Annotated in this window: 23 protein-coding genes; 12 read left to right on the top strand and 11 right to left on the bottom strand. The window is 43.0% G+C overall.

Features of this window, described 5'->3' with window-relative positions:
* Nucleotides 1-24: 24 nt before the first annotated feature.
* From AC23P2_RS29410 to AC23P2_RS29395, 4 genes are all read right to left on the bottom strand, one after another.
* Nucleotides 25-444 (bottom strand): hypothetical protein, encoded by a 420-nt coding sequence (locus tag AC23P2_RS29410; RefSeq protein WP_487776511.1) that lies wholly within the window; start codon nt 442-444, stop codon nt 25-27.
* 17 nt (nt 445-461) lie between these two features.
* On the bottom strand, nt 462-698 hold the full coding sequence (locus AC23P2_RS29405) for an IS66 family transposase (protein WP_487774680.1): 237 nt from the start codon (nt 696-698) through the stop codon (nt 462-464).
* Entirely contained in the window at nt 673-1,140 is a 468-nt protein-coding gene (locus AC23P2_RS29400; protein ID WP_487776510.1) for an IS66 family transposase, read from the bottom strand. The genes AC23P2_RS29405 and AC23P2_RS29400 overlap by 26 nt, the downstream gene beginning before the upstream one ends.
* 74 nt (nt 1,141-1,214) lie before the next feature.
* On the bottom strand, nt 1,215-1,910 hold the full coding sequence (locus tag AC23P2_RS29395; protein WP_487776509.1) for a DUF6444 domain-containing protein: 696 nt from the start codon (nt 1,908-1,910) through the stop codon (nt 1,215-1,217).
* A gap of 10 nt (nt 1,911-1,920) precedes the next feature.
* On the opposite strand from AC23P2_RS29395, the gene AC23P2_RS29390 reads away from it, so the two are divergent.
* Nucleotides 1,921-2,208 carry a transposase gene (locus AC23P2_RS29390; protein WP_487776508.1) on the top strand — a complete coding sequence of 96 codons (288 nt, stop codon included), beginning with the start codon at nt 1,921-1,923 and terminating at the stop codon, nt 2,206-2,208.
* A 56-nt stretch (nt 2,209-2,264) separates the two neighbouring features.
* Here the strand turns inward: AC23P2_RS29390 and AC23P2_RS29385 are convergent, their stop codons facing one another.
* The 4 genes from AC23P2_RS29385 to AC23P2_RS29370 all read right to left on the bottom strand — a co-directional run bounded on the left by AC23P2_RS29385 (nt 2,265) and on the right by AC23P2_RS29370 (nt 4,769).
* The gene (locus AC23P2_RS29385) at nt 2,265-2,561 is read right to left on the bottom strand and encodes a transposase (RefSeq protein ID WP_487776507.1); all 297 of its coding nucleotides are present in this window, start codon (nt 2,559-2,561) and stop codon (nt 2,265-2,267) included.
* Nucleotides 2,562-2,833: 272 nt separating this feature from the next.
* Nucleotides 2,834-3,661, bottom strand: a complete 828-nt coding sequence (locus AC23P2_RS29380) for a Ca2+-dependent phosphoinositide-specific phospholipase C (protein ID WP_487776506.1) — start codon at nt 3,659-3,661, stop codon at nt 2,834-2,836.
* A gap of 38 nt (nt 3,662-3,699) precedes the next feature.
* Nucleotides 3,700-4,212, bottom strand: coding sequence for a hypothetical protein (locus AC23P2_RS29375; protein WP_472490422.1), 513 nt, complete (start codon nt 4,210-4,212; stop codon nt 3,700-3,702).
* Nucleotides 4,213-4,235: 23 nt separating this feature from the next.
* Nucleotides 4,236-4,769: a hypothetical protein gene (locus AC23P2_RS29370; protein WP_028526424.1), complete on the bottom strand. Its 534-nt coding sequence runs from the start codon at nt 4,767-4,769 to the stop codon at nt 4,236-4,238.
* 311 nt (nt 4,770-5,080) lie between these two features.
* Between AC23P2_RS29370 and AC23P2_RS29365 the strand changes: the two genes are divergently transcribed.
* The 4 genes from AC23P2_RS29365 to AC23P2_RS29350 are packed head-to-tail and all read left to right on the top strand — an operon-like array spanning nt 5,081 to nt 7,707.
* Nucleotides 5,081-5,572: a hypothetical protein gene (locus AC23P2_RS29365; RefSeq protein WP_487776505.1), complete on the top strand. Its 492-nt coding sequence runs from the start codon at nt 5,081-5,083 to the stop codon at nt 5,570-5,572.
* A gap of 18 nt (nt 5,573-5,590) precedes the next feature.
* The gene (locus tag AC23P2_RS29360; protein ID WP_487776504.1) at nt 5,591-6,241 is read left to right on the top strand and encodes a hypothetical protein; all 651 of its coding nucleotides are present in this window, start codon (nt 5,591-5,593) and stop codon (nt 6,239-6,241) included.
* A complete protein-coding gene (locus AC23P2_RS29355) occupies nt 6,217-7,014 on the top strand; it encodes a sensor histidine kinase (protein WP_487776503.1) in 798 nt (265 codons plus the stop codon). The genes AC23P2_RS29360 and AC23P2_RS29355 overlap by 25 nt, the downstream gene beginning before the upstream one ends.
* Nucleotides 7,015-7,032: 18 nt before the next feature.
* On the top strand, nt 7,033-7,707 hold the full coding sequence (locus AC23P2_RS29350) for a response regulator transcription factor (RefSeq protein ID WP_487776502.1): 675 nt from the start codon (nt 7,033-7,035) through the stop codon (nt 7,705-7,707).
* A 56-nt stretch (nt 7,708-7,763) separates the two neighbouring features.
* Here AC23P2_RS29350 and AC23P2_RS29345 read toward each other — a convergent pair whose 3' ends face one another.
* The 3 genes from AC23P2_RS29345 to AC23P2_RS29335 all read right to left on the bottom strand — a co-directional run bounded on the left by AC23P2_RS29345 (nt 7,764) and on the right by AC23P2_RS29335 (nt 14,322).
* Nucleotides 7,764-12,488, bottom strand: a complete 4,725-nt coding sequence (locus AC23P2_RS29345; RefSeq protein ID WP_487776501.1) for a T9SS type A sorting domain-containing protein — start codon at nt 12,486-12,488, stop codon at nt 7,764-7,766.
* Nucleotides 12,489-12,599: 111 nt separating this feature from the next.
* The gene (locus AC23P2_RS29340) at nt 12,600-13,154 is read right to left on the bottom strand and encodes a DinB family protein (RefSeq protein ID WP_472490432.1); all 555 of its coding nucleotides are present in this window, start codon (nt 13,152-13,154) and stop codon (nt 12,600-12,602) included.
* Between the two features lie 112 nt (nt 13,155-13,266).
* On the bottom strand, nt 13,267-14,322 hold the full coding sequence (locus AC23P2_RS29335; protein WP_487776500.1) for a saccharopine dehydrogenase family protein: 1,056 nt from the start codon (nt 14,320-14,322) through the stop codon (nt 13,267-13,269).
* A 268-nt stretch (nt 14,323-14,590) separates the two neighbouring features.
* Here AC23P2_RS29335 and recJ point away from each other — a divergent pair, with 268 nt between their 5' ends.
* The 7 genes from recJ to AC23P2_RS29300 all read left to right on the top strand — a co-directional run bounded on the left by recJ (nt 14,591) and on the right by AC23P2_RS29300 (nt 19,796).
* A complete protein-coding gene (recJ, locus tag AC23P2_RS29330) occupies nt 14,591-16,318 on the top strand; it encodes a single-stranded-DNA-specific exonuclease RecJ (protein WP_487776499.1) in 1,728 nt (575 codons plus the stop codon).
* A 1-nt stretch (nt 16,319) separates the two neighbouring features.
* On the top strand, nt 16,320-16,781 hold the full coding sequence (locus tag AC23P2_RS29325) for a DUF6932 family protein (protein ID WP_487776524.1): 462 nt from the start codon (nt 16,320-16,322) through the stop codon (nt 16,779-16,781).
* A complete protein-coding gene (locus AC23P2_RS29320) occupies nt 16,756-16,962 on the top strand; it encodes a hypothetical protein (RefSeq protein ID WP_487776498.1) in 207 nt (68 codons plus the stop codon). Before AC23P2_RS29325 ends, AC23P2_RS29320 begins: the two co-directional genes overlap by 26 nt.
* 14 nt (nt 16,963-16,976) lie before the next feature.
* Entirely contained in the window at nt 16,977-17,714 is a 738-nt protein-coding gene (gene lptB, locus AC23P2_RS29315) for an LPS export ABC transporter ATP-binding protein (RefSeq protein WP_028526415.1), read from the top strand.
* A 23-nt stretch (nt 17,715-17,737) separates the two neighbouring features.
* The gene (locus AC23P2_RS29310; RefSeq protein ID WP_487776497.1) at nt 17,738-18,256 is read left to right on the top strand and encodes a DUF4199 domain-containing protein; all 519 of its coding nucleotides are present in this window, start codon (nt 17,738-17,740) and stop codon (nt 18,254-18,256) included.
* A 107-nt stretch (nt 18,257-18,363) separates the two neighbouring features.
* Nucleotides 18,364-19,092 (top strand): gliding motility-associated ABC transporter permease subunit GldF, encoded by a 729-nt coding sequence (gene gldF, locus AC23P2_RS29305; protein ID WP_487776496.1) that lies wholly within the window; start codon nt 18,364-18,366, stop codon nt 19,090-19,092.
* Nucleotides 19,093-19,133: 41 nt separating this feature from the next.
* Entirely contained in the window at nt 19,134-19,796 is a 663-nt protein-coding gene (locus AC23P2_RS29300) for a hypothetical protein (RefSeq protein WP_487776495.1), read from the top strand.
* Nucleotides 19,797-19,804 lie beyond the last annotated feature (8 nt).

Below are 19,804 nucleotides of genomic sequence, written 5' to 3'. Positions count from 1 at the left end.
TAATTTCTTGACGTTTCCTTTATTTTATTCGGATAGCAGAAATGTATTTTTGTTCTCTTTTCTTCTTTTTGTGACCTTAACGGCATTGGCAGTGTGAATTTCAAAAAATAGCCAAACTTTTTCAGTTTGAGGGTTTTTAGCCTTTATCTTATCAAGCAAATAATGTTCTTTTTCTGTCCCAAAACTCCCCTCTAAACTTGTACTCCGTTCTTTATTTAAAATGTTTTTTATTTGTTTCGTTTGTTTGTCATCTTTGCCAGCCCATTTTCGACAAAAATTAGTTATAATATTGTTCTTAGTGCAATACTTCCTGTTTTCATTCGTCGCATAAATTCTATCTGCTGAAATGTGAGTGCACTGGTTAAATGTTGATTTATGTTTAAATGTACTGATTCTTAGACGTTTACATTCGTTAAAAGCACTATAGCTACTGTATTCAATCATATTAATACCGTAACTGTTTAGGTAGCCCATTGAAAAGAGCCTTGTAGGACAGATTCGATATTTTGAATGATATTCCGATTCATTTTTCGGATTGTAGAAATGAATCCAGCGATACGTGCATAGGCAGTCGCCCCACCGATACTTCGGAAGCAATTACTAATTTTCTGTTTCACTTTGGCGGCTCTTAAATCGCGCTCGGCTTGGTTATTTGTGAAGGGTACGCCTGACTCAAACCGGGTCGCCGGTGCGAGCAAATGCAAGCACGGCCTCTTGATGAAGAATCAAGCGCTGTAATAAGTTACGTCCTGTCGTCTTTTTGGCTCTACCCAAGCGACCATTCGATTTGATAAAGTAGATAGGGGGATGTTCTTCTTGGTCGGCTTGTTGGCAAATTTGTTGGTAGCGACTTTTCCAATGCGCCTGTTGGTCAGTAGGAATTGGGCCTTGCCGAGTGGCTCGATAAGCTTCCAATAAGTACTCGTGTATGTCTTTAGCCCACTGACGTGCTTGGTCAATGAGAGCTTGCAATTCTCGCAATAAATGTGCCCCACAGAGGCTGTGTCGTCCTTTGCCTACCGTAAAATAAGACGGCCACATCGGCGGTCCGACAGCAATCGTGAATCGTCCAATTAACACATTGGGAAAAAATACTTTTTTCTGACAAAAGTGCTTGTTGACCTCGTTTGTCGTGAACAAAAAAGTATGTATATAGATTGTTACTCGCTAAATGAAGCCATTTTAGTCCCCCTTCAATGCGTAGCCCTGTTTCGTCAAATCGGAGCGCCGAAGCGATGACAGACAGGAGACTCTTTGAGCTGTTCTTTTATTTGGGTTTCAATCGGAGCCAACTGTTCATAAAGCTTGCCTTGAGCACTGCTTAGTGTCGCTGGATTATAGGCATAACCCGTCAAATCAGCCCATAATTGGCTTATCTTTGAGAAAGGTAAACGATAATCGACATTGAGCATAATACTCTGAGCATGAATGCGATTACCATATTGAACGGGAGCGACCACATCCGCAGGAAACTGGCCTACTTGCTTGTGGCCGCATGAGCAACGGTGGGCTACCAATTCGTGCTGACTTACCCACAAACGAGTAGGAGGCAAATCAAACACCTGACGGCGGGAAACCACTTGTCCTTCACCTTGTAAGGCAAGACCACAACTGCCACAATGAGTGGCACTATGGATATGAATCTCGTCAGGATGTTCTACGAATTGAAGGGTTTTGCCTGTATGACCATGCTGGCCTCCTGGCTTTTTACCTGATGATTTTGGAAGCGCTGCTTTAATAAGAGGCTTCTTTGCATACCCTTCACTTGAAGGTGGTTTGTGTGAGTTTGAGGAGTTTTGGCCAAGTTGACGACGCAAATCGGCATTTTCCGCTTCTAACTCCTCAATACGAAGTAGTAAGCGGTTTACCAATGCCTTCAAGTCCGATATTTCTTTAATCAACTCTTCCATAATCTCATCTATGCAAATTGCGTACCTAAATAGTTACAATTTCTGGAAGAAAAGAGGATTGTATCTATTTTACCTTCCTCCATATTCACCACACTTAAACATTGCTGAAACACTGTGGCGTAAAATTAAAAAAGAACAAATTGACCCAATAGATTACCTCAATCAAGAAACTCTTTCCTATGCGGTCAATCGTTGCTTAGCTCAATTAGGAAAATCTTGGAAAATTAATTTCACCGAATTTAACATAAACCTAATTTATATCGCGTACTTAATCCTAATAATTCACATTGCCGACTAATGCTCAAGTTGCTGTTGTGTGGGTCAAGCATTTTTTTCTTTTCAACAGCAACAAGCCTATGGATTCTTCCGCAATCTTTTTTTTAAAAAGTCCAATTCTACTTTCAGCTGACCTATTTGCTGGTAAAGTGGAGCTGTTAGTTCTTCTTTTTCTTCTTCTGAAATTATTGTTTTTTTCTCTGTAAACAAACTGGGTATGGCACTGACCACTTGTTTTTTCCACTCACTTATTTGAGTGGCGTGCAATTCAAATTCGCTGTTCAATTGAGCTAAGGTCTTTTGCTCTTTTAAGACTTCAGGAACAACTTTTGCCTTAAAACTCCCATCATAATTTCGTCTGGTACGCTTTCCCATTTTTGTCTTATTTTAAGATGAAGATAATAAGTTTTTACTTATAAGCTCTGTCCTAAAATCGGGGTACATTTTTTTTGTGGTAAAAACAAAATACACAAAAAACCCGAAAATTGCCAATTTTGGCTCTTCTTTGGGGCCAGTTTGTTTATAAAAAACTGTATATCAACAAGTTAAACCTATAAAGGGAAGCCAAAATAAACACTGGAAGTCAATAAACGCAAAAAGCGACTTGAAATCTCTCCAAATCGCTTTTTGCAAACGGTTAACTATTACTACAGATGCGTTTGTGCCGCATATAAATCCCGTGGTGATACCTCCGCCCAAGAGGAATCTGACACTTTGTCGGTCGCTAAAATATTAGCACCCATGCCCATTGCCTTGTCCCAATCGCCCTCACTGTCCACATCATAGACTCGAATCAAGATTTTTTTCTGCATCAAATCATTAAAATCAGCTTGTTTTCCACTACCTGACTTTACGTTATAGACAACCCTTGAATTTGGGACAGTCAGCTGGTCTGCATTGTCACAATCGGCAAAACAAATACGCTGCGAACGGTTGTTTCGATAATAGACTTTCTTCCAGTCTTCGTTGCCACTCAGACAAAAGATAAAATGATTTTTTAACGAGCCAAGGGTTGGCCAACCTTGTGCCTGAACTACATCTGAGAGTTTGTTGGAATCTGTTAAACCTGGAAAAAGGTCATGTGGTGTTTTTATTAATCCACGCCCAAAGTAGGTTGTCAAATAGTTATCAATTTCATCAGGAAATAGCCCTTCATCACCTTGGTCACTTTTGATGTCTAGCATCACCCAAATTACATCGTGGTCAGGATTTTTGGTGTGCCAATCTGATAACTGATCCAAATAAACAGATAATTTTGGGCCTCCATTCGTCGCATGATTCACGGTAAAATATCCATCATTCATCGAATCACTTGAATGTCGCCAAATGTCGAGTTCTATCCCTCTGCATCCACACTGATAGATGGGAGATTTTAAGGTGAGTTGTTCTGAAAGGCTTTCTTTCCGATCGTACGAATTGTGCGAGGCTTTAAAAACCACGTTTTGAAACGGGGTACTGTCTTGTAAACTTGCCATAACGTTGAGTAAAGATTAAAAATGAAACCAATTGATAATTAAACACTAACCGCCGCCGCCATGCTGTAAAGATTGACTTTGGCTATGTGTGGAATTTTTTTGCGACCATCCGTACTTCCATTAATACCATAATCGTCTTTGATGTGCGCTTGTATTTGGTCGTGAATTTGATCAGGGATATCTCCTGTTGTAATAACGTCGGTATGAATGGGGTCTTCGTTTTTCATTTGAACAAACGCTTGGGCATAACAAATCACTCCAACAGCGTTGTAACAGGCCATCAAAATTAAGTGGTCATCTTGGTTTTCACCCCGAATATGATCGATTTTGGTAGAAACCAACATTCCAGAATTGCCTTCCATCGTGGTCAATTCTTGGCGCCACGTACGGTAGTTGTGATCATCGTCGTACGAATATTCTACCACCAGGTTAAAATCAGAATCATCTTTTGAGTCCTTATAAAACCAGCCATTGTTTGTGCTGCTATGTTTTACATCTACGTCATCGTAGGTATCTAAAGTCGAGCTAAAAGTATTATAGTTGAAGTTCATGACAATAGGAAGTTAAGGGTGAATTAAACAGATACCGAATTGGTGAGACGAATGATACTGTGACAAACCACAGGGATGAAGTACATACGTCCTCCGTTGTCACTCCATTTCACCACAATTTTAGAAATATCGTTGTACGCTTTACAACATACGTCGAACACTTCTTTTGTTCCTTCGGCTACTTCTTCCGAAATGCCTGCTGTTTCAAAAGCACCCAGTAAACCCGCTACGTCAAAGGCAATATCGACGGCCTTGATGAGTGTTTCAGGAATTTGGTACCCATCATTTCCAGCTTCCCATGTATAACTTACGCTCGACAAATGGGCTTTGTCATCATAATTGAGAACAAGTATAACGTGGTCATCGGTAGCACCTCCCCTGATATGGTCAAGCTGAACCGTCATTTGCATCGTCGTTGACGTTTTAACGACATTGGTTGGATAATAAACCCGATAGTTTGAGTCTTCCACTTTGTACTCAATTGCAGTGCCGTCTTTGGTTTCTTCGCAATCGGGATAAAACGACCGAAAAGTGGTCTTGTTAAATGTGTAGTTCATAACGTGAAAAGTTTAATGTTTAAAATTTTGAAGAGTTTTTCATAACGTTGGGTAAATATTTGTTGAGATATTGACCTTAGCCTAGTTGTGTAAGCCGATACAAAATTGAAAAACATCTGCCACCTCCGTATCCGTTAAAATACCCTTTTTTCAAAACAGGCATTTGAACCTACACCAACCCCGTAATTTTACCTATTAGTACAAAACAGGCATTTTTACCTATAATTCTAGCTGGGGAAGCCATTAGATTTGTGCGTTTTCTTTATATTTAGACTTTTCAATCAATCATCCCTCAACTTAAAAAAAGACTCATGAGTACGCACGTAACCAAAGACCAAGAAAACGAGTGGCAATCAGTAGCAGTGCCCCTAGCTGACGCCCAGTCGTGGGTATCAAACTGGATCAATGCTAACCCTGCCAATGACCCTGATTTTAAACCTTCAGACATACGCGCATTTGTAGTTCGCCGCGCCGATTTTGTCGAGATGCTTGCTCAACCTGATTCTGAATATGCCCGTATCTATATAGGTCTTAAACCCAATCCTGATACAAAACTTGGTTATGAACCTTGTATTATTATTGCAAGTGCAGCAGTGAAGGGCACAACCATCAAAGATTATGACGGTGATGACAAAGATGACATCATTGATTTGATTGGAGAGCAAACAGTTTATGATATCGCCACAGGAAAAGAAGTACGAGGTGATTACCAAGTTTTCGATGTGAGTCGCCCTTGTCCGCCTATATGCGACCCCAAAAGCCCTCTTTTTATACCAGCCCCAGATGGGTCATCTTGCGATTAAAAATTAACCGTAACCTAAATGATACAAGATTTTTTGAGATGGATGCTCTACCACACGATTTACTTCCTGATATTTCCAATCGGAATTGCCATTTACCGATATAGATTTATTAAGAAAGAACGTACGTACGTCATTGCATTTCTAGGTCTTGGACTTTTAACGGAGTTAACTGCCACGTGGTTTAGTGAAGTATTTGGTACCAATTTGCCCATACTTCATTTATATACTGTGTTAGAATTTAACCTCATTGCGTTATTTTATTTCAGCTTTTTTGGGTATTTCTACGACCGACGTTTGGTGCCCAGTTTGATGGTTTTCTTTACGGGATTTGCGGTGTTGAACTCTTTATTTATTCAAAAAATCACGGAGTTCAACACCTATTCTCGGGGATTAGAGGCCCTTTTGGTGATTATTTTTTCACTTTTATGTTTTTACAAACTATTGATTGAACTTAGTTCTAAAAACCCTACTCAACAACCCATTTTTTGGATAAACACGGGCTTCTTGCTCTACTTTGCGGGCAACCTCGTTTTGTTTATCCTAAGCAACGTCATTTTAAAAGAAAATAAAGCTTTCAATTACATGTCGTGGGGGTTACATTCGTGCCTAATAGCCCTTTTGTACATCTTAATTGGAATCGGTTTATGGAACAGTCCTCATCAGAAGTAGATTTATACCTTGCTATTTTCGGTGGGTCGTTTGTGATGATTTTACTGGTAGGTTGCGTGGTAGGGTTTATTGTACTTTACCAACGCCGTCTATTTCGTCAAGAATTAAATTATAGAAAAATGGAACTCAAATACCAACAAGAACTCATCAACAGTACGTTGGAGGGGATTGAGTCGGAGCGAAAACGGCTTGCCCGTGATTTGCACGACGAAATTGGGGCTGCACTCTCGGCCATGCGCTTGTTGGTAGGCCAAATGCCTGCTGAGTCAAAAATTTCGCCCGAAATCGTTTCCTTAACCAAAAAATACAAAGAACTGATTGACGCAACCATTGATAGCGTTCGACGCATATCCAACGACCTACTCCCCAGCGGATTAGAAGAGTTTGGATTGAGCTATGCCATCGAAGGGTTGTGCGAAAAATCGCTTGAACTGACTGAGGCCGACATCGACTGGCAAATTGAGGACATTCCCGAAGCCAGCGTTTCGCTCAACTTGATGCTGTACCGACTTGTGCAAGAATTGCTCAATAATACCATTAAATACGCACAAGCAACTCAAATTCAGATTACAGTTCAAAAGCAAAACACCCAACTTACCCTACTTTACATCGACAACGGGCGCGGTTTTGATTTTGACGAGGCTTATCGCAAAAAAAGCTTAGGTCTTAAAAATATCGAAACTCGTGCCCGTATGTTTGATGGTACATTGCAGTTTATTACCCAGCCCAATCAAGGCACCAAAGTAACCGTTAACGTTCCTCTTCCCGCATAATAATTTATCACTTCATCTATGGCAAACATCCGCGTAGCCATTACCGACGACCAAGTACTTTTTCGGCGCGGAATGGCGTCGATTATCAATACATTTGAGAATATTTCGATTGTGTTAGAGGCTGATAACGGCCGCATTTTGCTTGATTCGCTTCAAAACTTTGAACCCATTCCCGACGTGGTATTGCTTGATTTGTCGATGCCTGAGTTAAATGGCATTGAAACCACCAAGCTCCTTCACGTACACTATCCTTCTATCAAAATAATCATCCTTTCTGTCTATGGCGAAGACCGTTTTGTCACTCATTTGATGGAGCTGGGGGTAAATGCCTATCTTTTCAAAAACGTTGAACCTGAAGAAGTAGAGCGAGCCATTCGGACAGTTATTGACAAAGATTTTTACTTCAATGAGGCGTTTCTGAATGCCATGAAAAATCGGCTGAGTAACAAGCGTCAAAAAATTACGCTCACCGATAACATCCCTTCGACCCTCACTTCGAGAGAAACTGAAGTACTTAGCCTCATTTGTAAACAACGAACTGCCCAAGAAATTGCCGATCAGCTTTTTATTAGCGTTCGTACTGTCGATGGGCATCGCAACAACTTGCTCGAAAAAACGGGTGCTCGCAACTCAGCAGGCTTGGTGCTTTTTGCCATCAAGCACAGGCTCATTGACCCAACCGAGCTTTTATAACAACAAGGCCCGCCATAGCGGGCCTTGTTAATTCATTTTGGTAAAATCCAGCTCTTTTACTGCACTTTCACCACTTTCAAAGTCGTCTGTTTTTCTGAGGTCAATACTTTCAAGAAATACACTCCCGTCGGTAATTCACTCACCCCAAATTCTTCTTCGTGCGTGTTGGTTTCTGCAACAAATTGTCGGCGCAATACTTCGCGTCCCGAGGCATCAATTAAGGTAGTTTGTACTACTTGCCCTTTGCTCTCTTGCACTTGAAGGCGGAGAATGCTAGTCACTGGATTGGGGAGAACAGTGGCGAAGCTGTTCGGATTTAGATCCCTCGCATCGGCGAACCGTCGGGATGACAAAGTAGTTGCCACTTCCCTCGCTGCCCCTACTCCGACACCTTCTTTAGACTGGATTCTAAACCAATATTCTTGATACGCTAATACGTTGCCTTGTGGCTTACGGGTAGCAGGGTAAATGCTTCCCCAGCCTTTCATATCCCAATAACGGACACTCAATTTGTACAAACCTTTCGGTAGTCCAGCGTCATAAACGTTTCCGCCACTTCCATTGTCTTCATAAAAACCATAAGCGGGATGATTTGGCCCATAAAGCTCCGTCCAGCCGTCGCGGTTGGCGTACATAAAGTAAGGGGCATTATTTTCATGGGTATTGTAAGAACGAATGACGCCCATCTCTGGTGTTGCCAACAAATCAAAAGTCAATGAGCCTCCTGTACCTAAGCCACAAGCATCTACATTGATTGTCCAGTAGCGAGGTGCGGTTTTATTGATATTTTCTACAAAATACAACGTCGGATTTTGCTGCGTACTTTGCTCCAACTCCGCCCCGCCATCACGGCCAATAAAATTATTTTTCCATTCATCACGGTTGTTTGTTGGCTTTACCGCCGATTGACTTTGACCTAGATTAATCAGCGTTACCACGAAAGCATTCCAGCGTATGTCCTGATGCGCACTTTCTAAGCTTTGACAGCCTCCTTCAAAAACACACTTAGCCCAGTAGGATTGCTTTGTTACGTTGTTAAACGATACCTCAAAACTTGGCGATGATACGCCTGTATTCCAAAAAGTACTACTGCCAGCGGGACAATTGGCCGAGACAGTCACCGTAGTCCCCATGCAGACCGAGGCTTGACTTACCGTTACGATTGGAGCAATATGAACTGGGTTTACGGTAAATGTTACAACGTTACTTTTACCACTCAAACATCCATTTTCAGTCTGACAGCGTGCATAATACGAAGTAGTCGCCGCTGGAACCGTGGCAGGAAGGTTAGGCAGGGCAGCCTCCGTAAGGGCATTGTACCATACTGTTTTCAGGTTTCCGCACGATGCTTGCCCACTAAAAATTGCTCCTGCTTGACAACTTACGGTTGATGACAGTGTTGCGGTTGGCGCCGCAGGCATCGCTACCAATTTTAAGCGCATCACCCCCGACTCACTTTCTACGCACGAAGCCGTTCCATCTGATTTTCGGCAACGCACACGGTAATTGTGAAACTGATTATCAACCAAAGCCGTTGGAATGGTAGTACTATACTCACCCCCATCAACTGAGTAAATAACCACCTCTCCAACTGCACAAGTGGCATGAAATAACAGCCCTTGGCTGGCCGAACTACATACTTCCTTGGTTTCACCAGCCGCAACGTTAACACCATCTACCGTTAGAGAAACCGCTTGAGGAACAGAAGCACGCTGATTGATTGTCACCTCCATTGGGCTTGTAAACGTAGCAGGGCAATTCATATCACAGGCGGCTTGGTAGCGGTGAGGTTGATTATTGGACAATTGGGAAACTGGTGGGGTGGTTGACCAACTGCTCCACGACCCATTACCAATCTGTCCCCTCCAAACGAGTGACCCCGAAACACACAAACCCGAAACCGTGAACTGCAAGTTATTAACAGGATTGGCGTCTATATCACAAAGTTGCTGTATATCTCCCTCATTAAGAGTCTGTTGAAGCGTTTTTAGAGAAATGGTAGGCTTTGCCAGTACCGAAATAACCGCTTCGCCCTCCATTGCTACGACACATGCCCCTTTCGCTGCTTTTATTGTGTATGTCCCAGCGTTTGTTATTTCTCCGAAACTCAAGCTTGTTCCCATCCCTGCGACGACCGCACCGACTTGTTCATTAGCATCTTTCACCAACGAATATGCTACCCCCACCTCTGATCCACTGAGCAAAACCGCTCCGACTGAGCCAGCGCAAATACTTCCGCCACCCGTCACATTGAATTTTGCAGGTAATGGTTCTACTGTAATTGAAACAACATCAGAATAGGCTACGCTACATAACCCGTTTTGTACAACCGCTCGATAATAGGTGGTTTCGGTGACGTCACCGACATTGACTTGTAGTGATGTGGAAGTAGTCGCAATGATTTTAGGCTGTTCAAAGCTTGACGAACTAGCCGACTCCCATCTCAGCACATTTCCTGTATGCCCAGATAATTCATAAGAATTACTACCCGAAGTTCCTTTACAAATCAATCCTGCCCCCGTCTCCAATGTTACTTTTCCACCAACACTTACGGCGTCAGTCGTTACATTTACACTTTCATTCATGGTGGTTGTACATCCTCCCGCCGTACGCGTAGCCTCAACAGTATAAGTTCCTGCAACCGCTATTTTTCCAAATAAAATCACACTTCCTGTACCTTCAATCGGGGCGTTTATATCGTCGTCTCCTTTTTTAAGTTGGTATTTTACTCCCGTTTCAGAATTAGCTAACCCTATCTCAACGCCATCTCCACCAACGCAAAAACTCCCCCCGCCAGTTACTTCAAAAGCCGATGGAGGCACACACTCCACTTCTACGGGAGTCACTTTCATGCTTATTTCGTTACTGGTTGCCGTAGGAGAGGCGGCACAAACGGCATTACTCGTCAAAACGCAGCTAATCACATCACCATCAGCAAGTAGAGCATCTGTATAAGTAGTACTAGACGTACCTACGTTTTGGTTATTTTTTTTCCATTGAAAACTCGGCGCATCGCCTCCATTGGTTACTACTGCCGTAAAGTTTACAGTTGTTCCAGCAATGATGTTATTGTCAGAATCGTCAGATGAAATTACCACCGAAGCTGTCACCAGAGGCTTTATTGTTATAACAAATTGCAAACTTGGCCGACAACTAGCCTCTGTCAGTTCGGCATCTTCCAGGTCTAAGATGGCATATACGTAGTAAGTAACGTCAGCCCCTGTTTGATTGACGGGGAAAATGAGGTCATTAAAATTTACCAAAAAAGGCGCACTTGCTCCCGACGGAGCCGTAGCATTTCCAATTACCGTTCCGCCCGTGTACATTTCTGTCCCAGTTTTTGCGGATGAAAAATACACCAGTTTCACTGACAAGTCGTTGCGGGTAGTTTCAATGGTAATATCGTTGGCGGAATTATCGTTGCAGGTTTCAAAACTGGTACTATTTTGCGTTGTTAACGTAGGGCAATTAAATGCTTGATCGTTGTCAGTAATCATTACAGACACCGAAGCCACTGAGAGTCCGTTATATATAACATCAGCACTGCTCACTGTATGCGTTATGGTCGCTGAGTGATTTCCCTCCACTGTCGCATCATCCACGGCACTGATTGTGACCGTTTGGGGAATGTTCCAATTGGCCATTGTAAACGTCAAGGTCGCAGGCATAGCCGTCAATTGCGTTCCAGTTGTTATACCAATGCTAACATTGGCAGTGGGCTGACTATTTAATACAATGGTATAACTATCATTCGCCCCTCCTTCAGTAACTTTTGTCGCGTTTTCAGACTCCAAAAGAACAACTCCCTTGGTATCATTATCCGTAATTTCTACCGTTTCGGCAAAGGTCGTTCCTAATTCTAGCCCTGAGGAAGGATTAACCAAGGTTATTGTGGCTGTTTCCGTCGCTTCTGCCTCAAAATCATCGACTACCGTCAGCGTAATACTCCCCGTTTTTGTGCCACTCAGAATCGTTATTTTAGCTGCCGACAACGTGTAGTCGCCCGTTGTAACTCCCGTTCCCGAAACCCCTACCTCTACTGTTTGATCACCCGCTACGTTAGAGGAAGTCGTTGCAGTCAAGGTTATTTCAGTTTTATCCGCTTCACTTCCCGACGTACTACTGGCCGCGAGGCTTACGGTTGGGGCAACCGTTCCTACGATTATCAAATCATTGTCGGCGGCTACTGCCCCTGCTCCAATCCTCAGCGTACCTGTATTGCTAGGGTTTGAGCCTGCATTCGCCGCCGACCCGTATCCATACAGCCGAAATGTGATCGTTCCAGTCAGGTTTGTCAGTGCATTTGTAAACGACATCGTTTCTAGCAAAGCTGTTGTCGTAACAGTAGCCGTCCCTAGGTCAGCGGCAAAATTATCGACACTGCTACGCAAGGTCACTTTGTTTGGGCCTGTATTTGACGCCCTGAGTACTAACCCAATACCTGTTATTTTTGCTTTATACCCATCGGCAACGGTCAGCGTAAATTGGTAATAATCATTGTTTGTAATTGCCTCCGTCAAGGTTGTTGGTGAAGTTGAACTAAACCAGCCATTCGAGTTCATTGCTCCTGCAAAAGCATTGACCGTGATACCAGTCCCTCGCTCCAAGAGACCCGAATTTATACCAGTTGTAAGGGTTGAAGGGGTATTACTTGTTTGACTCCCCGTCGCTCCAGATAATTCCCAAACCACTAGGTTTTGGGAAAACACAATTTGCACGTACAAAACCAACGCAACGGTTAGCTTCATTCTTTGGCGGAACTTTAGTAAGCTTTGGTTCATGGGTAATTAATGGTTAACAAAAATACTATACATATATACATACTATACTAAAAACTCATATTTAAACCTACTAAAAATCAATTTAATAGGTTTAACATACCAAGATTACACCTACCAACCTACGTATCCTTCAGGAGTGACACCTTTCAGGCGTAAGTAACAAATCGCTTGTCCACGGTGGTGAATAATATGGTTTTCCATGGCATAGAAGAAACGCCATGCTTGAATTTTTCCACCTGCATACCCTTCATGGCGAGCAAGTCGCTCGGCGGGAAGTTCGCCAACTACCTTTTCGACCCACGCATAAAAACCCTTCATTTCTTCGATGAGTTGGGCTTTTGAGAGTTTTTGCCAATCATTTTTGGTATCGTAAGGATTGGGGATGTCGAATCTGCCCGCAAATTGCATGGCAGTAAATACGATACAGTGCACAAACTGCCCGCGAAAAGTCATGGCTTCGGGGGTATAATGAAAGTCTAAATGCTCTTCGGGCATTTGACCTATAATCGTCAACGAATAGTCGAGCGAACGGCGCCAAGCCACACCAAACTCTTCTTGAAATTCTTTTAACTCTTTTTTGGAACGTTCTTGCCCCAACACGGGGAGTGTTCCACCTACTCCAACCAAGGCACGAAGTGCGGTCTGACGATTTATTTTTTTTGTCATGAGGCTTTTAACTCGAATCTAGAAATGGTTTTTTATTAACGTTTTATAGTCATATACGGAACTCCCTGTCTGAAAGTCACTTATAAGACACTATATTTTTAAATACGCATTATTACTCTTTAAAAAAGCTACCATTGGTAGTCGCTAAAAAAGCTTCAAATGGTATTTCTTCTTGTTTGATAAATCCCTGCTGTGGCAACGCCCCGTCGGCTACCATCTCTACCACCGCCGCTACTGAAGCCGCCGTTGTCCACGAGATAGCCCGCCAATGCACGCCATCTATTTCAATGGGATGATACGCCCGATAAAACTCTTCGCGCGCAAGTCCTTCAGCCTGCCAACCTTCCACGACGGCATACACATACACGACGTCTTCTTTAACGGGAGGCTTGGCAGCGGTCAAGATTTCTTCTAACTGCTGGCGGTTGTTTTTCATGATTAGTTCGTACAGCATGAAGCGCATTAGCTTGGCGTGACCCGGGTAGCGAATCGTCTTGTAGTTGAGGGTATCTACTTTACCTAGGTAAGTTTCACACATGGTTCCTAACCCACCCGACGTGCTAAACGACTCAAATTCTTGCCCTTCGATATTAATGACTTCGATACCATCCAACGACGACACCATTTTTCGTTCGCCGTTTTGAATCACTTCAGCATCGTTGATGTATTCGTTGATGACCCCCGCAGGCGACCACGTAAACGAATACCCTAGCAACCCATTTGGGTACCTTGGCAATGCACCCACCCGAAGCTCAATATCACGCAAACGCTCGAAACGTTTGGCCAAATCAGCCCCCACAATGCCAATTAAGCCAGGCGCCAATCCACATTGTGGCGCCATCACTGCACGGTGAGTGTCGGCCATTTCTCGGATTGCCGTTGTGGTCGGAACATCTTCGGTGAGGTCAAAATAATGAATACCGTTTTTAAAGGCAGCCCGCGCAATCGGCAAGTTGAGGTTGTAGGGCATACACGAAACGACGGCGTCAAACTCCGATAAGGTGCGTTCAATGAAGGCTTCGTTGGTTACATCGCCTTCAATCACCTCAAAAGCAAAGCTTCGGCTAGGCTTGCGCTTATCTAGCCCTTTGACATTAAAACGCTTGTGGAGCAAAGTAGCCACCAATGAGCCCACTTTCCCCAAGCCAATGATTAATACATTTTGCATGGTAGTTTGTTGATTTTTGGAATGAAATTGGGAAGAAAAAGAGTTACCCACAGGCAACTTTAACCTTGCTCGTTATGGAACAAATGAACATGCGCTACGTAAGTAGGCAAGTCGGGCGAGGTATTTTTTGAGGTCAGGATTCATCGTAAAGCAAATGTAAAAACCGTTGCCTATTTTGGCAAGGGAATGTTAAAAATATCTAAAAAACTCGGAATAGATTCTGGGGTATCTAAACGGAATTGACTATATTTTCGTTACTTTGCAAGCTATGAATACCAAACGTTGGACATACCGAACAACACTTTCTGAATCGCAACAAATTAAAGCGGAAGCCCTTGCCAAATCCATCAATGTCAATCCATTTTTGGGACAACTCCTTGTGCAACGTGGTATTACGACTTTCGACGAAGCCAAAGATTTTTTTAGACCTTCGCTCGCTCACCTCCATAACCCTTTCTTAATGAAGGACATGGACAAAGCCGTAGCGAGATTATTACGTGCGTTTGAAAACAACGAAAAAATCATCATTTATGGAGATTACGATGTGGACGGCACTACGTCGGTGGCTCTTTTCTATGGTTTTCTCAAAAAATACTACACACAGCTCGAATACTACATCCCCGACCGTTATACCGAAGGGTACGGGGTCTCGTGGCAAGGAATTGATTATGCCGAAGAGCAAGGGGTTAAGCTCATTGTGACCCTCGACTGTGGCATCAAATCAGCCGATAAAGTAGCCGAAGCCCAACGTCGCGGCATCGACTTTATCATTTGTGACCACCACCGCCCCGACCAGCATCTTCCTCCTGCGGTGGCCGTTCTTGACCCCAAACGTGAAGATTGCCCCTATCCTTACAAAGAATTGACGGGTTGCGGCGTCGGGTTTAAACTCTTACAAGCCCTTTGCGAACAAGGAATGGGTGATGAAGAGGTCTTGTACCAACAACTTGATTTATTGGTCGTCAGCATTGCCGCCGACATCGTACATATTACGGGCGAAAACCGTGCGTTGGCCTTTTTGGGCCTCAAAGAGCTTAATAAACACAAACGCCCTGGCATCAATGCCCTCGTGGCACTGGCAGGACTGCGCAACGAACTCGACATCAACAGTGTGGTTTTCGGACTAGCGCCACGAATCAATGCCGCAGGACGGATTGCACACGCCAAAGAGGCAGTTCGGTTACTTTTATCAAAAGACAAAACGGAAGCCGAAGCATTTGCCCAAGAAATCAATCAACACAACAGCGACCGCCGAAATTTTGACACCAGTATTACCGACGAAGCCCTGAACATGATTCGTGAAAATGACTGGATGCTAACGGCCAACAGTACGGTGCTTTATAAGGAAGATTGGCATAAAGGTGTCGTAGGAATTGTGGCGAGCCGCTGCATTGAGCATTTTTTCCGCCCAACGGTTATCCTAACCAATTCGCACGGAAAAGCGGCGGGTTCGGCGCGCTCCGTCCCTGGGTTTGATGTCTATGAAGCCATAGAAGCCTGCTCCGATTTATTAGAACAATTTGGGGGACATACCTTTGCCGCAGGGCTTTCGTTGCCCGTTGAGAATGTTGATGCTTTCCGCAAAAAGTTCAATGATATTGTAAGTGAACGCATTCGTCCAGAGCAACTTACCCCGTTGATTGAGATTGATATGGATTTGGATCTCAACGCCATTACGCCCAAATTTTACGGCATCGTCAAGCAGATGGCTCCTTTTGGCCCCGAAAACATGACCCCCGTATTTGCGAGTCATCAGGTACGGATGAGCGGAAATCCGACGTTGATGAAAGAAAAGCACTTAAAATTGGAAGTGTTTCAGCCCAGCCCACAAGGCCCCACCAAATACACCGCTATTGGCTTTGGCATGGTCGATTTTTACCCAAAACTTATGTCGGGCAAGCCATTTTCAATCGCTTATACCATCGAAGAAAATACGTTTCGCGATAAGACAACGTTACAATTGTATTTGAAAGACATACGATTTGAAGAAGGTTAATATGTTCGATACATTTGGAAATTTAATCCCATATGAGCTCATACCAATGCAATTGCATAGCATGGAGACATTGTTTGTAACAAACGAACGCAGGGAAACGATTTGGAAAGATTATTTACTATTCATAGATACAATGCTTCAATTGAAGTTAGGAAAATTTAGTCAGTGGATTGATGGAAGTTTTGTGACGAAAAAAAGTTTACCAAATGATATAGATGTACTTACCCTAATTGACAATACATCTTTTAGTCAACATGAAGTCTTATTTAGGAATTTAAAAAGGGAATTTAAATGGGTTGACTATTACTTTTTAAGAGAGTATCCGCCAACACATACAGACTACTTCCGAAGTGAATTCGATAAAAAAGAGTGGCTATTTTTATTTGGTACAGATCGAAAGCATCGTAATAAAGGCATTATTGAACTTAACTTTTCAGATGATGGAAATCCAAAGCGAACATGACATCGAAATATTTCATACCCTTGAAAAAATTAGACGTGTTAACCAAGCAATCCTTTTTCATTCAAGTTTGGAAAACCCTGACAGTTTTACAATTGAGCAATATCGCAAACTCAAACAAGAACTTTCAGAACAATTAGTAGCATTGCTTTCTTACTTTGACTTGCAATTAAAAGCTGCCTGACCGAACAGACTACTATGATTCTCAGAACAGAAAATTTGATAAAAAAATACGGTTCACGCCTTGTTAACAACAACGTCAGCTACCAAGTTGGGCAGGGTGAAATTGTTGGATTGTTGGGGCCAAACGGAGCAGGGAAAACGACATCGTTTTACATGGCAACGGGGCTTGTCAAACCCAACAGCGGCCATGTTTATATCGACGATAAGGAAATCACCGATTTGCCCATGTACAAGCGTGCCCGCTTGGGAATTGGCTATTTGGCGCAGGAAGCTTCTGTGTTTAGAACCCTGACCGTCGAAGAAAACATCATCGCCGTCCTTGAAATGACCAACCTAAGCAAAGCCGATCAAAAAGCCAAATGTGAAGAACTACTAGAAGAATTTAGCCTGACGCACGTCCGCAAAAACAAAGGGATGGTGCTATCGGGGGGAGAACGTCGGCGGACGGAAATTGCGCGTTGTCTGGCCGTTGACCCTAAGTTTATTTTGCTCGATGAACCATTTGCTGGCGTTGACCCCATTGCCGTCGAAGACATTCAGACCATTGTTTCAAAATTAAAATTCAAAAACATTGGTATTCTTATCACCGACCACAACGTATCCGAAACGCTCTCCATCACCGACCGTGCCTATTTGTTGTTTGAAGGTAAAATCTTAAAACAAGGAACACCCGAGGAACTCGCCGCCGACCCACAAGTGCGTCGTTTGTATTTAGGAGAAAGTTTTGAATTGAAACGCAAACTTCAAGATTAATTACCACTAAACTAAGCTACTTTATGGAACAACAACCTACTACAGCCCGCGCCGCCTTAAAATGGGGTGCTATTTCAGGAATTGGTTCAATGATTTTTAGTACCCTTATTTACGTAACAGGACAAGTAACTAACCCAGGACTCGCTTGGATGGGCATTATCATTCCTATCCTTGCGATGGTAATGGCTATGAAAGAATTTCGTACCCAAAACGGTGGCTTTATGTCTTATGGCCAAGGTCTTGGCATCGGCGCCTTATTGTCGGGTATTGGTGGCTTCTTGGCAGGGGTTTACAATTATATTTACAACGAATTTGTGGATCCTACTTTACGTCAACAAATTCTGGATAAAACCAGAGAAGACTTAGAAAACCGTGGCATGGACGATGCCCAGATTGATGCTGCGATAGAAATGAGCGCTAAATTTTCAACGCCTGGCATCACTTTCGCGCTTGGCATCTTTATGGCTATCCTTATGGGATTTATCATTTCATTGATTGTTTCTGCCATTATGAAAAAAGACAAACCCTTTGATTTTGAATAACAATCTGTGTCAAATCCAAGCCATCCGTGTTCTATTATCGACGATTTTAGCACACGGATAAACAAATGGACCTCTGTTCGTAATTCCCAATTCGTAATTAGTTAATAATGTTTGCCATTTTCCAAAAAGAAATCAATGCCTTTTTCAGCTCCCTGACGGCCTATATCGTCATGGCGGTATTTCTGACTGCCGTAGGGCTATTGATGTGGGTATTTCCTGATACCAATCTCCTCAATTATGGATATGCCGACCTGACTTCGTTTTTCAACCTTACTCCTTTTGTCTTGCTTTTTCTTGTCCCTGCCGTTACGATGCGGTCGTTGGCTGAAGAATTTCGCAACGGGACGATAGAGTTGTTGCTCACCAAACCATTGAGCGATTGGAACCTTGTTATTGGGAAGTTTCTGGCCGATTGGGTATTGATTATTCTTACCCTAGCTCCTACCATTTTATACTACATCACTGTGTATCAACTAGGTAGCCCTGTGGGAAATGTGGACTCTGGCGCTGTTTTTGGTTCATACATTGGTTTGGTTTTATTAGCGGCTGTTTTTGTCGCCGTTGGATTATGGGCGTCTTCCCTTAGCGACAACCAAATCGTCGCTTTTGTATTAGGCGTTTTTATCAGCTTTTTACTTTTTGCGGGCATAGGTGCCGTGGCAAAGCTTGATTTTTGGGGTTCTTTGTCGTATCCAATTTCGTGGATTTCGCTCGACCAACAATACGCTGATTTGGGTCGTGGTTTGGTCGATTCCCGCAACGTGATTTATTTGGTAAGTGTCACCGTTTTATTTCTTTGGCTCACGCAAGGGCAAGTTAGCCGTAAACGAAAATGAGAAAGCTGTAACTTTGTTTAAGCACTTTCAATAAAGAAAAAATGGAAACACAAGAAAAGTCATTTGGTGATTGTACACTGGTTTATCTTGAGAAAAACTTTGGATTGAGGCAAGTAAATCAGCTCGACAGCTTAGATACTTGGTTAAATCGAAGTATAACTCAGGAATTAACCCAAGCAGAAACATTAACCTTGCCCATTTTTCAGCAACTCCTCACGACAAACGTTACTTCGTGGAACGAACAAGACTTGAGCCTGCACTTTATTGGACCTATTTTCAGTTTGATAAATTTTACGGAACCTTATCGTTTTAATCTTTTTGCCGAACGACGTATCTCTAGCGTCTTAACCACGGAACAAGGTCAAAATATACTCTTGTTTGGCAAACCTGACGAAATGATTGCCTCAGGTTTTCGCGACCCAGAGTCTCCTTTTTTTTGTTTTCAAGAATTTAAACGGGAAAGAGACCCCAATGGTGACCCGTTGGCGCAAACATTAGCCGCTATGCTGGTAGGACAAGCCATCAATAACCACCAGCAACCCATGTATGGTTGCTATGTCTTGGGTAGAGATTGGTATTTCCTAGTTTTACAAGAAAAATTCTATTGTATTTCAAGAGGTTACGATGCCACTACCGAGCACCTGTACGACCTTTTTAAAATACTCAAAGCTTTAAAAGAAATCATAAAAGCCCTTACGGCTTAATCCTTCAG

It is taken from the genome of Runella sp. R0.1_18 (assembly GCF_057652155.1).
The sequence above is the reverse complement of the archived record's forward strand: the minus strand, read 5'-3'. Positions and strand labels throughout refer to the sequence as shown.

Excerpts from the sequence above, each read along its gene's own strand:
- AC23P2_RS29410 (WP_487776511.1), bottom strand. The coding sequence starts at position 444 with ATGATTGAATACAGTAGCTATAGTGCTTTTAACGAATGTAAACGTCTA.
- AC23P2_RS29395 (WP_487776509.1), bottom strand. The coding sequence starts at position 1,910 with ATGGAAGAGTTGATTAAAGAAATATCGGACTTGAAGGCATTGGTAAAC.
- AC23P2_RS29390 (WP_487776508.1), top strand. The coding sequence starts at position 1,921 with ATGCAAATTGCGTACCTAAATAGTTACAATTTCTGGAAGAAAAGAGGA.
- AC23P2_RS29385 (WP_487776507.1), bottom strand. The coding sequence starts at position 2,561 with ATGGGAAAGCGTACCAGACGAAATTATGATGGGAGTTTTAAGGCAAAA.
- AC23P2_RS29380 (WP_487776506.1), bottom strand. The coding sequence starts at position 3,661 with ATGGCAAGTTTACAAGACAGTACCCCGTTTCAAAACGTGGTTTTTAAA.
- AC23P2_RS29375 (WP_472490422.1), bottom strand. The coding sequence starts at position 4,212 with ATGAACTTCAACTATAATACTTTTAGCTCGACTTTAGATACCTACGAT.
- AC23P2_RS29370 (WP_028526424.1), bottom strand. The coding sequence starts at position 4,769 with ATGAACTACACATTTAACAAGACCACTTTTCGGTCGTTTTATCCCGAT.
- AC23P2_RS29365 (WP_487776505.1), top strand. The coding sequence starts at position 5,081 with ATGAGTACGCACGTAACCAAAGACCAAGAAAACGAGTGGCAATCAGTA.
- AC23P2_RS29360 (WP_487776504.1), top strand. The coding sequence starts at position 5,591 with ATGATACAAGATTTTTTGAGATGGATGCTCTACCACACGATTTACTTC.
- AC23P2_RS29355 (WP_487776503.1), top strand. The coding sequence starts at position 6,217 with ATGGAACAGTCCTCATCAGAAGTAGATTTATACCTTGCTATTTTCGGT.
- AC23P2_RS29350 (WP_487776502.1), top strand. The coding sequence starts at position 7,033 with ATGGCAAACATCCGCGTAGCCATTACCGACGACCAAGTACTTTTTCGG.
- AC23P2_RS29345 (WP_487776501.1), bottom strand. The coding sequence starts at position 12,488 with ATGAACCAAAGCTTACTAAAGTTCCGCCAAAGAATGAAGCTAACCGTT.
- AC23P2_RS29340 (WP_472490432.1), bottom strand. The coding sequence starts at position 13,154 with ATGACAAAAAAAATAAATCGTCAGACCGCACTTCGTGCCTTGGTTGGA.
- AC23P2_RS29335 (WP_487776500.1), bottom strand. The coding sequence starts at position 14,322 with ATGCAAAATGTATTAATCATTGGCTTGGGGAAAGTGGGCTCATTGGTG.
- recJ (WP_487776499.1), top strand. The coding sequence starts at position 14,591 with ATGAATACCAAACGTTGGACATACCGAACAACACTTTCTGAATCGCAA.
- AC23P2_RS29325 (WP_487776524.1), top strand. The coding sequence starts at position 16,320 with ATGTTCGATACATTTGGAAATTTAATCCCATATGAGCTCATACCAATG.
- AC23P2_RS29320 (WP_487776498.1), top strand. The coding sequence starts at position 16,756 with ATGATGGAAATCCAAAGCGAACATGACATCGAAATATTTCATACCCTT.
- lptB (WP_028526415.1), top strand. The coding sequence starts at position 16,977 with ATGATTCTCAGAACAGAAAATTTGATAAAAAAATACGGTTCACGCCTT.
- AC23P2_RS29310 (WP_487776497.1), top strand. The coding sequence starts at position 17,738 with ATGGAACAACAACCTACTACAGCCCGCGCCGCCTTAAAATGGGGTGCT.
- gldF (WP_487776496.1), top strand. The coding sequence starts at position 18,364 with ATGTTTGCCATTTTCCAAAAAGAAATCAATGCCTTTTTCAGCTCCCTG.
- AC23P2_RS29300 (WP_487776495.1), top strand. The coding sequence starts at position 19,134 with ATGGAAACACAAGAAAAGTCATTTGGTGATTGTACACTGGTTTATCTT.